Raw genomic sequence first — 14,561 nt, forward strand, 5'->3', positions numbered from 1 at the left:
TCAGCCGGCGCGGTGGGTGACCGCGGCGAGGGGATGCGCGGCGTCGAGGTCGGCGAGGGCCACGACCCCGTCGATGCCGACGCCGACGGGCGCCACCAGGCGCACCGACGCGTCGCCGGCGTGCAGGTCGGCGGTGAATGCCTCGAGCAGCGGTGCCGAGCCGAAGACACCGCCGATCGCGCACACCGGGAAGGTCTCCTCGTCGGTGCGGACCTGGGCGATCGCCGCGCGCACACTCTGCGCGAGCTCGTGCGCGGCACGCACCGAGATGTCCTGCGCGACGGCGTCGCCGGCGACCGCGGCACGCGCGACGACGGCGGCGAAGCTCGCGACGATGCGGACCCGGTCGGGGTCGGCCTGCAGACTCATGTAGGCCTGCGACAGGTCCGGCCAGTGGTCCGAGACCGCCGCCGTCAGCTCGGTCGTCGGCCCCCGGCCGTCATAGGCGCGCATCACGGCATCCAGGGCCTCACGGCCGATCCAGTATCCGCTGCCGGCGTCGCCCATGATCCAGCCCCACCCGTCGACGCGAGCGGTGGTCTCCGCGCCGACGGCGAGGGTGACGACCCCGGTGCCGGCCGCGACGACAGCCCCACGCCGGTCGCCGAGCGCGCCGAGGAACGACGTCGTCGAGTCGTGGGCGAGGACGACGCGGCGCACGCCGTGGGCCGCCGTGAGAGCGAGCATCGCGTCGGCGTCGGCATTCGCGTCGGTCAGCCCCGAGATGCCCGCGACCACCACGTCTGCCGGTGCGCCCGTGCGTGCGATCGTCTCGGCCACGACGGATGCGAGCTGGGGGAGGAGCGGCTCGCCGGTCCGGATGCCGGGAAAGAGCAGGTCGCCGCCGGATGCCGCAGCCGCGCGCACCTTGATCCCGCTCTGTCCCGCGTCGATCGCGAGCACTCGCCGTGTGCTCATGCGCTGCCGCCGAGCACACGACGCAGGAAGGCGGCCTGCGCCTCCCACTGGTATCCCTGGCCGCCCTCGTGCTCGTTGAAGGGGAAGACCGACATCTCCTTGTGCTCGACGCGGTAGGCGTTGAACGCGGCGTAGACCGTCGAGGGCGGGCACACGGGATCGAGCAGTCCGACCGAGAACAGGGTCGGCGCGTCGGCGCGGCGAGCGAAGTTCACGCCGTCGAAGTACGACAGTGTCTCGAAGGCCCGCGCCTCGGCGCCGCGGTGCACGGCGAGCCAGCGCACGACCTCCTGGTAGGGGTCGCTGCCGGTGAAGCCGATGGCGCGCTCGAAGTGGCAGAGGAAGGGGACGTCGGGCATCGCCGCGACGAGACCCTCGCTCAGGCCGGCTGCGGCGATCGCGATGCCGCCGCCCTGGCTGCCGCCGGTGACGGCGACCCGGGAGGCGTCGACCTCCGGCAGCGATCGCACGGCGTCGACCGCGCGCACCGCGTCGGTGAACACCCGCCGGTAGTAATAGGTCTCGGGCGACTCGATGCCGCGCGTCATGAAGCCGGGCACGGCCGGGCCCGAGCCGTGGGGGTCGGGGGTCTCGCCGCCGCTGCCCCACACGCTGCCCTGTCCGCGGGTGTCCATGACGAACGAGGCGTACCCCGCGGTGGCCCAGGCGAGCCGCTCGGTCGGCAGACCGCGTCCGCCGCCGTAGCCGACGAACTCCACGACCGCCGGCAGCGGCCCCTCGCGATGCGCGGGGAGGATCAGCCACGCCTTCACGGGGTCGCCGCCGTACCCCGGGAAGGTCACGTCGTGCACGTCGACCGTCGCGTACAGCTCGGATGCCGCAGACACGGTCACCTCGCCGCCGGCCTCACGCGAGCCCGCGATCGTGGCGGACCAGAAATCGTCGAAATCGCTGGGCTCGCTCACCTCCGGGCGGTAGTCCTGAAGTTCGGCGAGCGGGAGATCGAAGCGCGGCACGCGCTCACCCTAGCGCGAAGCCCGCAGGCGTGAGAGATATCTCGACATCGAGAGAACCACGCCCGTGCGATACGCTGAGGATCGACCCTCGACGCGCTTTTTGGAGAGACGACACGTGCCCGACTCGACCATCATCTACACGTACACCGACGAGGCGCCGGCACTGGCCACCGCCTCCTTCCTGCCCATCGTCGAGGCCTTCGCCGGCGCGGCCGGCGTGGCCATCGAAACCCGCGACATCTCGCTGGCGGGCCGCATCCTCGCCGCCTTCCCGCAGAACCTCACCCCCGAGCAGCAGGTCGGCGACGCCCTGGCCGAGCTCGGCGGCCTGGCGACGCTGCCCGAGGCCAACATCATCAAGCTGCCGAACATCTCGGCCTCGATCCCGCAGCTGAAGGCGGCCATCGCCGAGCTGCAGGCCGCGGGGTACGACATCCCGAACTACCCGGACGAGCCGCAGAACGTCGACGAGAAGGACGTCCGCGCGCGCTACGACCGCATCAAGGGCTCCGCCGTGAACCCCGTGCTGCGCGAGGGCAACAGCGACCGCCGTGCGCCCCTGTCGGTGAAGAACTACGCGCGCAAGCACCCGCACCGCAACAAGCCGTTCGCCGAAGGGTCGAAGACCCGCGTCGCGACGCTGGGGCACGACGACTTCAAGTCGAACGAGACCTCGACGGTCATCGAGGGCGACGACGTCCTCGCCATCCGCTTCACGGCTCAGGACGGCACCGTCACCGAGCTGAAGTCGGGCCTGAAGGTCCTGCCGGGCGAGGTCGTCGACGCGACGTTCCTCTCGGCCGCGGCCCTCGACGCCTTCCTCGCCGACACCGTCGCGCAGGCCGCATCGGATGACGTGCTGTACTCGGTGCACCTGAAGGCGACGATGATGAAGGTCAGCGACCCGATCATCTTCGGCCACGTCGTGCGCGCCTTCTTCGCCGACGTCTTCGCGCGCTACGGCGACGACCTGGCCGCCGCCGGTCTCACCCCCAACGACGGTCTCGGCGCCATCCTCGCGGGGCTCTCGCAGCTCGCGAACGGCGACGAGATCCGCGCGGCCTTCGAAGCGGCCATCGCCTCCGGCCCGCGCCTGTCGTACGTCAACTCCGACAAAGGCATCACGAACCTGCACGTGCCCTCCGACGTGATCGTCGACGCCTCGATGCCCGCCCTCATCCGCAACGGCGGCAAGCTGTGGGGCGCCGACGGCGGCGAGGACGACACGATCGCCGTCATCCCCGACTCCTCCTACGCCGGCGTCTACCAGGCGACGATCGAGGACGTCATCGAGCACGGCCCCCTCGACCCCGCCACCATCGGCTCGGTGCCCAACGTCGGTCTGATGGCTCAGGCCGCCGAGGAGTACGGCTCGCACGACAAGACCTTCGAGATCCCCGCCGCGGGAACCGTCGAGGTCGTCGACTCGTCGGGCGGTGTCCTGCTGTCGCACGAGGTCCAGGCCGGCGACATCTGGCGTGCGACGCAGACGAAGGATGTCGCGGTGCGCGACTGGGTGAAGCTCGCCGTCACCCGCGCGCGTGCGACGGGCGTGCCCGCCGTGTTCTGGCTCGACGAGAACCGGGCGCACGACGCGAACCTCATCGCGAAGGTGAAGACCTACCTCGCCGACCACGACACCGACGGCCTCACGATCGAGATCCTGGCTCCCGCCGACGCGACGCGCTACTCGCTCGAGCGCATCCGTCGTGGCGAGGACACCATCTCGGTCACCGGCAACGTGCTGCGCGATTACCTGACCGACCTCTTCCCGATCCTCGAGGTGGGCACGAGCGCCAAGATGCTCTCGATCGTCCCGCTGCTGGCCGGTGGTGGTCTGTTCGAGACCGGCGCGGGCGGTTCGGCTCCGAAGCACGTGCAGCAGCTCGTCGCCGAGAACTACCTCCGGTGGGACTCGCTGGGCGAGTTCTTCGCCCTCGCCGCCTCGTTCGAGCACCTCGCCGAGTACACCGGGAACGCTCACGCGAAGGTGCTCGCCGACACGCTGGATGCCGCGACCGGAACGTTCCTCGAGCAGGACAAGTCGCCGGGCCGCGCGCTGGGCACGATCGACAACCGCGGCAGCCACTTCTACCTCGCGCTGTACTGGGCCCAGGAGCTGGCGGCTCAGACGGTCGACGGCGAGCTCGCCGCGGCCTTCGCTCCGGTCGCCGAGGCCCTCGCCGCGAACGAGTCCACGATCGTGGAAGAGCTGATCGCGGTGCAGGGTTCGACGGCCGAGATCGGTGGCTACTACCGTCCCGACGCCGAGCTGGTCGCCGCCGTCATGCGCCCCTCGGCGACGCTCAACCGCATCATCGACGGGCTCTGAGCTCTTCTCGATACGGCGGAACGCCCCGGTCGCTGCGGCGTCCGGGGCGTTCCTCGTCGTGCGCGGGGGAGTCCGTCAGAAGCGGATCTCGGCGACGACCTCGCCGTACTCGGTCTCGTCGACAGGTGTGAAGCCGACGCGCGTGAAGAACGCCTCGGGGCCGCCCTCGCCCGCCTCGTAGATCACGTTGAGGCAGTCGAATCCGCGCGTGCGCGCCTCGTCGACCAGTTGCTCGACGGCGAAGCGTCCGACACCGCGGCCCTGGTCGTCGGCGTCGACGTTGATCCGCCACAGCACGGAGCGGAAGTGCTCGTGCGGCGCGTCGGGGTCGAAGCCGGCGCTGACGAAGCCGACGACCTCGTCGCCGTCGAGGATGACGCGCTGCCAGGACGTCGCCGGGTCGACCACGGTCGCGGCGATGGCGTAGCTCTCGGGCACGACGAAGCGCTCCTGCCCGGGCTTCAGCGACAGGTTGTTCACCGCGACGATCGTCGACGCCGACAGTTCTTCCACTCGGAGGTCAGCCATGGTCACAGGCTAACGGTGATCGATCCGCCGCGCATCGGTCGATCGGACGATGAGACGGGATGCGCCGATCAGGCGTGGACGTAGACGTCGGTCCCGGCGACGGCCCACTCGTAGATCTGGGCCGCGCGCGAGTCGGGCATGCCGACGCAGCCGGCGCTCATGCGATTGCCCCAGTTGCTGTGCCAGTAGACGCCGTGGAACGCCTGGTCGCCGTTGAAGTACATCGCCCACTTCACGTCGGGCTGCACGTAGCTGACGCCCGAGTCGGCCGCGGTGCCGCGCATGTCCTGGCGCGGGGTCTTCCACCCGATCGTGTAATAGCCGGTCTGCGTGTCGGCGCCGGGGCGGCCGGTGGAGACGAGCCACGAATCGACGACGACGCCGTTCTCCTTGAGGTACAGGCGCTGTTCGCTCAGGTCGACCTCGAGCAGGCGGGTGATCGTCTCGGTGGTGACGGGAACGACCTCGACCGGCAACCGATAGGCGGCATCGCCCGTCGCGAGCTGTTCGGCGAACCCGGCGGCGATGCCGTCGGTCGAGGTCAGCGTGCGGCCGTCGAGACCGGCGTCGGAGTCGTCGATGATCTCCCCGGCGGCATTGGCGAACACCACGCCGTTCACCGGCGCGCGATCGACAAGCGCCGGAAGCGTGTCGACGACGGGCTGGATCGCGGCGGCGTCCGCGGTGATCTCGAACGAGCCGTCGTCCTTCGTACCGATCGTGAGCCAGCTCGCGGCCGTCGCGCGGTCGACGGGCACCGTGCGCTCGTCGCCGACGTAGAAGCCGACGCCGTCGAGCATTCCGTTGAGCGAAGCGGCGGCCTCCTCGGCAGCGGCGGTGGTCGTCAGTGCGGACACGGGGGTCAGCTCGGGGTCGATGACGGCCTCGGTCGTGCCGGAGTCGAAGGCGCTCTGCAGGCCCGCGCGGGCCGCCTCGGGATCGACTCCCGCGCCGGGGACGTCGGGACTGACGACATACGACGTGCCGTCGAACGAGAGGGAGGCCGGCGTGGGCTCGACGTACAGGTCGCCTGCGGCGCTGCGCAGAGCGTCGGTGGCAGCCGCCTCGTCGAGCGTGATCGGTGCGTCGATGGGGTCGCCGAACCACTGCGTGATGTTCCAGGCGGGCCGGGCGTCGAAGGCCGAAGTCGCGAGGGCGGTGCCGTCGACCTGCGCTCCGAGGTCGGCGCCCGAGATGCTCGCGCCGCCGTCTCCGAGGGTGACGGTGGTCTGGTCGAGACGGTCCTGCACGGCGGATGCCGCGGCGCCGGGCGTCATGAATCCGACCGGGACCCCCGAGATGGTCGTACCGGGGGCGATCAGGAAGAATGACGCAGCAGCGGCACCGAGGGCGACCACGCCGACGGGGACGCCGATCCACAGGCCGAGGCGCCGCTTCTTGCGCGCCGGCTCGACCGGTGCCCACTCGACGCGCTGTCCGGGATCGCTCGAGAGCACGTCCGACTCGGCCGTGCTCTCATGATCGTGCTTCGACGCGACATCCGTCACCGCTGTACCCCCGTCTGCGCGTTAACGCGCACTCGGAACTCATGGTACGCGACACCGGTCCGAGAGCGGCCTGAGTGAAACCAGAGCGTTATGCAGCGGCGTGAACCCGATCGCGCCCGACGTCAGTTGGTGCCGCAGAGGTCGGTGTACGTGTCGATGCTGCCCTGCACGTCGCTCAGCGCCGTGGTGAGCTCGGTCGCCCGATCGGTGTCGCCAGCGGCGACGGCTTCCATCGAGTCGGCGGCCGAAGAGAACGCGGCCTGCAGATCGGGCAGGATGCCGGACACCTCCGCGTTCGTCACCTCGGCGGCCGCGTCGCCCATGCCGTCCGAGATCGTCCGCAGTGCGCCGGCCGCGGCGGCGGGGTCGGAGGGGTCGATCTCCTGGATGCCCTGCGTCGCCTCGGTCATGACGTCGTTGACCTGCGTGCACGCCTCCTCGACCGACTGGGTGCTGGCGGGGCTCGCGCCGCCGGCTGCAGAGTCGTTTCCTCCGGTGCAGCCGGTCAGGGCGACGAGTGCGAGAGCGGTGACGGCGAGGGCGGGCAGGCGACGGTTCATGGGGGTTCTCCTCGGGGCGGCGATTCCTCCACCCTACGGAGGAGCAGCGCTCGAACGTTCCCCTTGACATCGGCCGGGGATGCGGAGCGCGGATGTAACAGGTTTGTAAACATCACTAGCAAACCCCGGCCCGCGGGTTGTGCGCGACCCATTCGTAAGGTCTACTAACAAACATGACGAACACCGAGACCGAGGCCCCGCGGCGCACGACGCGCACTCGGCGCCCGGGCGCGAAGATCCTGCCCGAGCACGCTCGGGCGCACAATCGCGCACTCGTGCTCGAGCGGCTCTTCCACGGGGGAGCGATGAGCCGCGCCGACCTCGCGCGTGAGACCGGCTTGACCCGCGTCACGATCTCGGACCTCGTCGCAGAGCTCATCGGCGACGGCTTCGTCGCCGAGCAGGGCACGCGCGAGGCCGCGGGCCCGGGCAAGCCCGCCATCCTCGTCGATCTCGCCCGCGACGGGCACCGCATCGTCGGCCTCGATCTCTCGGGCAATGACCACTTCACGGGGGCCGTGATGACCCTCGACGGCGAGATCGTGGCCCGTCACGAGGTCGTCGTGCCCCGCGACCGCGCCGCGATCCTGCCGGCGGTCGTGGAACTGGCGCGCACGCTGGTGCGCGACGCGCACGCTCCCGTGCTCGGCGTCGGCGTCGGCACCCCGGGTGTCGTCGACGCCGCGGGGGTCGTGCTGGCGGCGCCGGGCCTCGGCTGGGAGGAGGTCGACCTCACCGGCATCCTGAGCGAGGCGGTCGGCGTGCCGGTACTGGTCGCGAACGACGCCAACGCCGCGGTGCTGGCGGAGCACACGTTCGGCGGTGCCGGCGACGACATCATCCTCGTGAAGGTCGGCCGCGGTGTCGGTGCGGGCCTGCTCACGGGTGGCGACCCGCTGCGCGGCGCGCGCTCGGCGGCCGGTGAGATCGGACACGTCACGGTGGGCACCGACGGCGGCCCCGACTGCGTCTGCGGCAAAGTGGGATGCCTCGAGGCCTGGATCTCGGTTCCCTCGCTCTCCGCCCGCATCGATGCCGGCGACGCGGACGACCGCGAAGGACTCCTGCGCGACGCCGGTGAGCGCCTGGGAATCGCCCTCGCGCCGATCGTCGGCGCTCTCGACCTGTCGGAGGTCGTGCTCTCCGGCCCCGCGGAACTTCTCGACGGGGCGCTCGCGAGCGCCGCGGCCGAGACGGTGCGCACCCGCACGCTCGCCACGTTCCACGACGAGCTGCAGGTGCGGATGACGGAGCAGGGACAGGACATCGTCCTGCGCGGTGCTGCCGTCATGGTCCTGTCAGGGCGCCTCGGCGTCTCCTGACCTCGCTCCACAGCTCCATAGCCCCACCTGCACCACCCGCTCCACACCCGGACGAGCCCATCCGACTCGTCGACACCAGAGAAGAAGGAATCACCATGAAGAAGAGCCTCGGAGCACTGTCGCTCCTCGGTGTCTCCGCCCTGCTGCTCGCCGGTTGCGCGAGCGGCGACGCGGGACAGAGCGCCGAGACCGGAGACCTGACCGTGTGGCTGGTCGGCACCGACACGCCGCAGGATGCGCGCGACTACCTCAAGAAGACCTTCGAAGCCGAGAACGAGGGCTGGACGCTCACGATCGAGGAGAAGACCTGGGCAGACACCGCGGACAACTATGTGGCCGCGCTGTCGTCGAACGACGCGCCCGACCTCGTCGAGGTCGGTAACACGCAGTCGCCCGGCTTCATCGACCAGGGGCTGTTCCTCGACATCTCCGATCTCGAGGCGGACCTGGGCGGCGACGAGCTGCTGCAGAGCTTCGTCGAGCTCGGGTCGGCAGACGGCAGCCTGTACGCCGCTCCCTATTACGCGGGGTCGCGCATCGTCTTCTACTCGCCCTCGTCCTACAGCGGCGAGGTGCCCACGACGCTCGAGGAGTACGTCGCCGACGGCATCGCCGCGACGACCGCCACGAAGTCGGGCATCTACGCCCCCGGCAAGGACTGGTACAACGCGTTGCCGTACGTCTGGGCGAACGGCGGCGAGATCGCGACGCAGGACGGCGACACCTGGAAGGGCGGATTCTCCAGCTCGGGCGGCATCGCCGGTCTGACGATGCTCCAGGACGTCTACCAGAACGCGACGATCGCGCCGGCCGACGCCGACGAGACCGACCCGCAGGTTCCGTTCTGCGCCGGTGAGATCGGCTTCCTCTCGGCTCCGGCGTGGGTGAAGTGGTCGATCCTCGCGCCCGCCGACGACGCGAAGGCCCCGGGCTGCCCCGAGACCGCCGGCGCCGACCTGAAGGCGTTCGCCCTCCCGGGCATGACCGCCGGCGAGGTCGCTCCCGTCTTCGCGGGCGGCTCGAACATCGCGATCGCGGCGAAGTCGGACGCGCCCGACAAGGCCGAGGCCGCGCTGAAGATCATCCTCTCGGAGGGCTACCAGAAGATCCTCGCCGAGAACGGGCTCATCCCCGCCCTGACCTCGTTCGCCGAGTTCCTGCCCGACGACGAGATCACGGCCGAGGCCGCGAAGGCCGTCGCATCGTCGAAGGCCGTGCCGGCGAGCCCGAACTGGTCCGAGGTCGAGTCGTCGGGTGTCATCAAGGACGCCCTCGTGAAGATCGCGCAGGGCGGCGACGTCACGGCGATCGCGACCGAGCTCGACGGCCAGATCGAAGCGATCCTCAACAAGTAGTCGAGCGTCGTGGGGCGCGGGGCCGGGCTCCGCGTCCCACGACGATCGCAGAGAGGGCAGGACGATGACTAACGTCCTCACGCGCACGCCGACCCCGCGAGAGCGGGCTCGCCGCCGTCGCGACAACGTCGGCGCGCTGACGCTCCTGGGCCCCTCGCTCATCATTCTCGGAGTGATGGTCGGGTATCCCGCCGTGCTGATGCTCGTGCAGTCGTTCACGGACTACGCCATCCGCAACAAGGTGCAGGGCACGCTTCCCGACTTCATCGGGTTCGAGAACTACCTCGAGGTCTTCACGCAGTCCGACTTCCCGGCCGTCCTCGTCCGCAGCCTCGGGCTGATGGTCGCGATGACCGTGCTGATCGTCGGGCTCGGCGCCCTGGTCGCAGTGCTCATGACGCGCCTGCGGCGCGGCTGGCGCATCCTCGTCTCGCTCGGTCTCCTGCTCGCCTGGGCGATGCCGCCGCTCGCGGCGACCACCGTCTGGGGGTGGATCTTCGACTCGCAGTACGGCATCGTCAACTGGGCCCTCAACACCATGACGGGATCCACCGACTGGACCAACCACTCGTGGCTGGCGAACCCGTGGTCGTTCTTCTTCGTCCTGACCGTCATCGTCGTGTGGCAGGGGGTGCCCTTCGCCGCCTTCACCCTGTACGCCGCGCTCGGCCAGGTGCCCGCCGAGGTGCTCGAGGCGGCATCCCTCGACGGCGCGGTCGGGTGGCAGCGGTTCCGCCTCGTCGTGTTCCCGTACCTGCGCAACGTCGTCACCGTCGTCGTCGTGCTGCAGGTCATCTGGAACCTCCGCATCTTCACGCAGGTCTACGCGCTGCAGCAGCGCGGCGGCCTCATCTCCGAGACCAACGTGCTCGGCACCTACATCTTCCGGCAGGGACCGGGGGAGTTCGGCGTCACGAGCGCGATCGGCGTGCTCATGGTCGTGCTGCTCCTCGCCCTCTCGTGGGGATACATCCGCACCACGCTCAAGGAGGAGGAGCTGTGAGCACCCAGGTCACCCCCGCGACCCAGCTCGGCACGATCGGGGTCGACGAGGTCGTCGGCGAGGTGGGCCGGGCGAAGCGTCCCCGGCCGCGTTCGCTCGCCGTCCGACGACCGCCGCGTCGCCGCATCCTCTCGCGAGCAGGGCTCAACCTCGCCGCACTCGTGGTCTTCGTGTGCTCGGTGTTCCCGGTGTACTGGATGCTGAACATGTCGTTCACGCGCGGCGAGAGCATCATCAGCCGCACACCGAGCTTCCTCCCCTTCGACTTCACGCTCGGCAACTACGCCACGGCGTGGACGCGCGAGGCGGCCCCGGGGCAGACCGACTTCGTGCACGGGCTGCTCTCGTCGACCCTCGTGACCGTGGGCGTGCTCGTCATCACGCTGGTGCTGGCCTTCCTCGCCTCGATCGCCGTCGCCCGCATCCGCTTCCGCGGGCGGCGCTCGTTCATCGTCGCGGTGCTCATCGTGCAGATGATCCCCGGCGAGGCGATGATGTTCACGATCTACGGCATGATCGACGACTGGCGTCTGATGAACACCCTCATCGGTCTCGGAATCGTCTACGTCGCCGCCGTCATCCCCTTCACGATCTGGACGCTGCGCGGATTCGTCGCGGGCGTTCCGGCCGATCTCGAAGAGGCGGCCATGATCGACGGCTGCACTCGCACCCAGGCGTTCTGGAAGGTGACGTTCCCCCTGCTCGCGCCCGGACTCGTCGCGACCGGCATCTTCGCCTTCATCCAGTCGTGGAACGAGTTCACGATGGCGCTGCTGCTCATGAAGGGCTACAACCTGACCCTCCCGCCGTGGCTGCTGTCGTTCCAGTCGGCGACGGCCGCGACGAACTGGGGCGCGGTGATGGCGGCATCCACTCTCATCTCGATCCCCGTCGTGATCTTCTTCCTCATCGTGCAAGGGCGGATGTCGGGCGGGCTCGTGTCGGGGGCCGTGAAGGGATGACGCTGCGCATCGGTGTCGACGTGGGCGGCACGAAGATCCTCGCCGTGTCCGTCGACGATGACGGCGGCGAGATCGCCCGCCGTCGTCGGCCGACAGGATGGGGCGGGGATGCCGTCGCCGACGGTATCGCGGCGGTCGTCACCGACCTCGCGGGGGCGGCGCCGGAGGTCGCCGTCGGCGTGGGCGTGCCCGGGCAGATCCGGCCCGGCAGCGGTGTCGTCGAGCATGCCCTGAACCTCGGGGTCGACCGGTACGACCTCGCGGGAGCCGTGGCGGCGCGGATCGGCGTCCGGCCGGCGATCGACAACGACGTGCGGTACGCGGCGGTCGGGGCGCAGGCGCTTCGTCCCGCGGGCGGATCGCTCGCCTACCTCAACCTCGGAACCGGCGTCGCCGCGGGCATCGTCGACGAGACGGGGCCCCGGCGCGGCGGGCGCGGCGCGGCCGGTGAGATCGGGCACATCCCCATCGATCCGAACGGTCCGCGCTGCCGCTGCGGACAGCGCGGATGCATCGAGGCGTTCTCGGGCGGCGGAGCGGTCGCCGAGCGATGGGGCGGTTCCGCGCCGCTGCCCATGCTCGCGGTCTTCGACGCCGCGGATGCGGGGGACGAGCGGGCCGCCGGCATCCGCGCCGACGTGGTGCGCGGCGTCGAGGCGGCGGTCCGGCTGCTGGTGCTCACGACCGATGTCGACGCGGTCGTCCTGGGCGGGGGCGTCTCCGCGCTCGGCGACCGGCTCCTCGTCCCGGTGCGGGCCGCGCTCGCCGCATCCGCCGGCGCATCGCCGTTCCTGCGGTCGCTGCGTCTGGACGAGCGGGTCGAGCTCGTGCCCCGCGATGTGCCGGTAGGAGCGCTCGGCGCCGCCGTTCAGGCCCAGGCGAGCGGGAGCAGATGCTCGGTGCTGAGCGGGGCGAGCGGCAGCGCCGCGGCCTCGGAGGCCGTGAGCCAGCGCGCCTCGGCGATCTCGGCGGCGGCGCTGACCGACGCGGGATCGAGCGTGACCGCGAACGTCTCGGCGATCACGCGGAAGCCCGGCTCGTTCGCGGCATCCGACTCGAACCGCCCGAGATAGGTCAGGTCGTGCTCGGCGACGACGACGCCCAGCTCCTCGTGCAGCTCGCGCACGAGGGCGGAGCCGGCCGACTCGCCCGGCTCGGGCTTGCCGCCGGGAGCCATGAACCGCTCGGTGCCGCGCTTGCGGACGAGGAGCGTGCGCGCGTTGCCGTCGGTCACGACCGCCGCGCTGACGTGGACCTCGCGGGCGGGGGCGGGCCCGGTCACGACGCGAACACCTTTCCCGGGTTCAGGATGCCGGCGGGGTCGAAGACCCGCGCGATGCGTCGCTGCAGCTCCCACTGGTCGTCGCCGAGCTCGTCGGCGAGCCAGCGTCGCTTCAGGACGCCGACGCCGTGCTCGCCGGTGAGGGTGCCGCCCAGGCGCAGAGCCGACCGGAAGAGGTCCTCCGCCGCCTCCCAGATGACCTCCGGGACCTCGTCGCCGTCGAAGATGAAGTTCGGGTGCAGGTTGCCGTCGCCGGCGTGGCAGACGGTCGGGATCGTCAGACCGAAGCGCTCCTCGATGCGGGCGATCTCGTCGAACATCGCGGGCAGCGCGCTCCGCGGCACCGAGACATCCTCGATGAGCGCGGTTCCCAGCGTCTCCATCGCTGGATGCATCGACCGCCGCACCGTCCACAGCTGCTGAGCCTCGGCGTCGTCGGCGGCGAGGCGCACCGTGCCGCCGGACGCGGCGAGCACCGCGACGACAGCCTCCGCCTCGGCCGTCGCGCCCGGGCCGTCGGTCTGAACCGTCAGCTGCGAGGCGCCGGGCGTGGGGGCGGAAAGCCCGAGGAGGCGGTGCGAGGCGGCGAGGGATGTCGCGTCCATCAGCTCCATGATCGCCGGCTGGATCCCGGCTGCCGTGACCGCCGATGCCGCGACCGCGGCGGAGCGGACGTCCGTGAACGTCGCGGCGATCGTGCGCGCCTCGCCGGGGACGAGGCGGCGGAGCTTCAGCGTCGCGGCGACGACGACGCCCAGAATGCCCTCCGAGCCGATGACGAGCGAGGTCAGGTCGAGGCCCGTCACGCCCTTCACGGTGCGGTGTCCGAGACTCATGAGGCGGCCGTCGGCCAGCACGAGGTCGAGGCCGAGGACCGCGTCTCGCACCACTCCGTACTTCGCGCAGAGCAGGCCGCCCGCGCCGGTGGCGATGTTGCCGCCGACGGTGGAGATGTCGCGGCTCGCGGGATCGGGTGCCCACCAGAGCCCGTGCTGCGCGAGTGCCGCGTTCAGCTGCCCGTTGAGGATGCCGGGCTCGACGACGGCGATGAGGTCGTCGGGGCGGACCTCGAGAATGCGGTCCATCGAACGCAGCGACAGCCCGATCTCACCGGCGCCCGTGTTCGCTCCGCCCGCCAGACCGGTGCCGGCGCCACGCGGTACGACGGGGGTGCCGGTGGCGGAGGCGATGCGCATCGTCGCCTGGACGTCCTCGACGGTGCGGGCGTGGACGACGGCGAGGGCCGATCCGGATGCCGCCTGGCCCGACTTGTCCGCCCGAGCGGCGGCCCGACCGGCATCCGAGACGTCGACGCGGTCGCCGAGTTCGGCCACGAGCCGCGCGACGACGTCGGGAGCGGTCATGACAGGCGCCGGCGCCCGGCGATCACGCCGCAGGTCACCGCGATGACTCCGAACACCAGGCCGATCCAGGCCTGGTCCATGCTCCACCACGCGATGGTCGCCGAGGCGTAGACGAACAGCTCGACGAGAGCGCGCACGAACGGGTGCACCATGAGCACGGCGCGGGGCGAGACGAACAGAGCCCACAGGAGGATCGCGACGACGGGAGCGCCGATGCCGAAGACCAGGTTGAGGGGGAAGTCCCATGCCGCGAAGCCCCAGATCGCGAAGGTCGCGAAGGCGAAGAGCTGGCAGGCGAAGGCGAGGAGCTCGATCGCCGAGAGAGCGCGTCGCGTGCCGGCCGCCTGCTGCGGCGCCTCGGGGGTGGCGGGACGGACGTTCGGCAGTTCGGACATGCCTCCGATTCTAGGCGCCGGCCTCACGTCGCCGACCCGGGAGCGACCTCGGGCG

General features: G+C 70.9%; 13 protein-coding genes and 1 pseudogene. 6 read left to right on the forward strand and 8 right to left on the reverse strand.

What is annotated here, in order from left to right; genetic code table 11:
* Positions 1 to 918: an N-acetylglucosamine kinase gene (locus tag C3481_RS14390; RefSeq protein WP_103843019.1), complete on the reverse strand. Its 918-nt coding sequence runs from the start codon at positions 916 to 918 to the stop codon at positions 1 to 3.
* Positions 915 to 1,895: an acetylxylan esterase gene (locus tag C3481_RS14395; protein WP_103843021.1), complete on the reverse strand. Its 981-nt coding sequence runs from the start codon at positions 1,893 to 1,895 to the stop codon at positions 915 to 917. The genes C3481_RS14390 and C3481_RS14395 overlap by 4 nt, the downstream gene beginning before the upstream one ends.
* Before the next feature lie 115 nt (positions 1,896 to 2,010).
* Between C3481_RS14395 and C3481_RS14400 the strand changes: the two genes are divergently transcribed.
* A complete protein-coding gene (locus tag C3481_RS14400) occupies positions 2,011 to 4,227 on the forward strand; it encodes an NADP-dependent isocitrate dehydrogenase (RefSeq protein ID WP_103843023.1) in 2,217 nt (738 codons plus the stop codon).
* 75 nt (positions 4,228 to 4,302) lie between these two features.
* On the opposite strand, the gene C3481_RS14405 is transcribed toward C3481_RS14400, so the two are convergent.
* From C3481_RS14405 to C3481_RS14415, 3 genes are all read right to left on the reverse strand, one after another.
* On the reverse strand, positions 4,303 to 4,755 hold the full coding sequence (locus C3481_RS14405) for a GNAT family N-acetyltransferase (RefSeq protein ID WP_103843024.1): 453 nt from the start codon (positions 4,753 to 4,755) through the stop codon (positions 4,303 to 4,305).
* 68 nt (positions 4,756 to 4,823) lie between these two features.
* Entirely contained in the window at positions 4,824 to 6,263 is a 1,440-nt protein-coding gene (locus C3481_RS14410) for a L,D-transpeptidase family protein (protein WP_103843026.1), read from the reverse strand.
* 122 nt (positions 6,264 to 6,385) lie between these two features.
* The gene (locus tag C3481_RS14415; RefSeq protein ID WP_023955636.1) at positions 6,386 to 6,823 is read right to left on the reverse strand and encodes a hypothetical protein; all 438 of its coding nucleotides are present in this window, start codon (positions 6,821 to 6,823) and stop codon (positions 6,386 to 6,388) included.
* 173 nt (positions 6,824 to 6,996) lie between these two features.
* Here C3481_RS14415 and C3481_RS14420 point away from each other — a divergent pair, with 173 nt between their 5' ends.
* The 5 genes and pseudogenes from C3481_RS14420 to C3481_RS14440 all read left to right on the forward strand — a co-directional run.
* Positions 6,997 to 8,145, forward strand: coding sequence for an ROK family transcriptional regulator (locus C3481_RS14420; protein ID WP_071919188.1), 1,149 nt, complete (start codon positions 6,997 to 6,999; stop codon positions 8,143 to 8,145).
* A gap of 95 nt (positions 8,146 to 8,240) precedes the next feature.
* Positions 8,241 to 9,500, forward strand: a complete 1,260-nt coding sequence (locus C3481_RS14425; protein WP_064955728.1) for an extracellular solute-binding protein — start codon at positions 8,241 to 8,243, stop codon at positions 9,498 to 9,500.
* 64 nt (positions 9,501 to 9,564) lie between these two features.
* A complete protein-coding gene (locus tag C3481_RS14430) occupies positions 9,565 to 10,503 on the forward strand; it encodes a carbohydrate ABC transporter permease (protein ID WP_023955630.1) in 939 nt (312 codons plus the stop codon).
* A complete protein-coding gene (locus C3481_RS14435; protein WP_023955628.1) occupies positions 10,500 to 11,465 on the forward strand; it encodes a carbohydrate ABC transporter permease in 966 nt (321 codons plus the stop codon). Before C3481_RS14430 ends, C3481_RS14435 begins: the two co-directional genes overlap by 4 nt.
* Positions 11,462 to 12,220, forward strand: a pseudogene (locus C3481_RS14440) (ROK family protein); the annotation flags it as partial. The gene C3481_RS14435 and the pseudogene C3481_RS14440, both read left to right, overlap by 4 nt.
* Before the next feature lie 113 nt (positions 12,221 to 12,333).
* Here the strand turns inward: C3481_RS14440 and C3481_RS16815 are convergent.
* Genes C3481_RS16815 through C3481_RS14455 form a run of 3 tightly spaced genes read right to left on the reverse strand, consistent with a single transcriptional unit; the run spans position 12,334 to position 14,506 of the window.
* Positions 12,334 to 12,747: an NUDIX domain-containing protein gene (locus C3481_RS16815; RefSeq protein WP_258039134.1), complete on the reverse strand. Its 414-nt coding sequence runs from the start codon at positions 12,745 to 12,747 to the stop codon at positions 12,334 to 12,336.
* Positions 12,744 to 14,111, reverse strand: a complete 1,368-nt coding sequence (locus C3481_RS14450) for an FAD-binding oxidoreductase (protein ID WP_023955622.1) — start codon at positions 14,109 to 14,111, stop codon at positions 12,744 to 12,746. The genes C3481_RS16815 and C3481_RS14450 overlap by 4 nt, the downstream gene beginning before the upstream one ends.
* Complete coding sequence (locus C3481_RS14455) at positions 14,108 to 14,506, reverse strand: YrdB family protein (protein ID WP_023955620.1); 399 nt, start codon at positions 14,504 to 14,506, stop codon at positions 14,108 to 14,110. Before C3481_RS14455 ends, C3481_RS14450 begins: the two co-directional genes overlap by 4 nt.
* Between the last annotated feature and the right edge of the window lie 55 nt (positions 14,507 to 14,561).

The sequence above is a fragment of the Microbacterium sp. Ru50 genome (genome assembly GCF_002920555.1).
In the GTDB taxonomy this organism is placed as follows: Bacteria; Actinomycetota; Actinomycetes; order Actinomycetales; family Microbacteriaceae; genus Microbacterium; species Microbacterium arborescens.

Bases quoted from the DNA above. Each gene is read 5' to 3' on its own strand.
- C3481_RS14390 (WP_103843019.1), bottom strand. From the start codon at position 918: ATGAGCACACGGCGAGTGCTCGCGATCGACGCGGGACAGAGCGGGATC.
- C3481_RS14405 (WP_103843024.1), bottom strand. From the start codon at position 4,755: ATGGCTGACCTCCGAGTGGAAGAACTGTCGGCGTCGACGATCGTCGCG.
- C3481_RS14415 (WP_023955636.1), bottom strand. From the start codon at position 6,823: ATGAACCGTCGCCTGCCCGCCCTCGCCGTCACCGCTCTCGCACTCGTC.
- C3481_RS14420 (WP_071919188.1), top strand. From the start codon at position 6,997: ATGACGAACACCGAGACCGAGGCCCCGCGGCGCACGACGCGCACTCGG.
- C3481_RS14425 (WP_064955728.1), top strand. From the start codon at position 8,241: ATGAAGAAGAGCCTCGGAGCACTGTCGCTCCTCGGTGTCTCCGCCCTG.
- C3481_RS14430 (WP_023955630.1), top strand. From the start codon at position 9,565: ATGACTAACGTCCTCACGCGCACGCCGACCCCGCGAGAGCGGGCTCGC.
- C3481_RS14450 (WP_023955622.1), bottom strand. From the start codon at position 14,111: ATGACCGCTCCCGACGTCGTCGCGCGGCTCGTGGCCGAACTCGGCGAC.
- C3481_RS14455 (WP_023955620.1), bottom strand. From the start codon at position 14,506: ATGTCCGAACTGCCGAACGTCCGTCCCGCCACCCCCGAGGCGCCGCAG.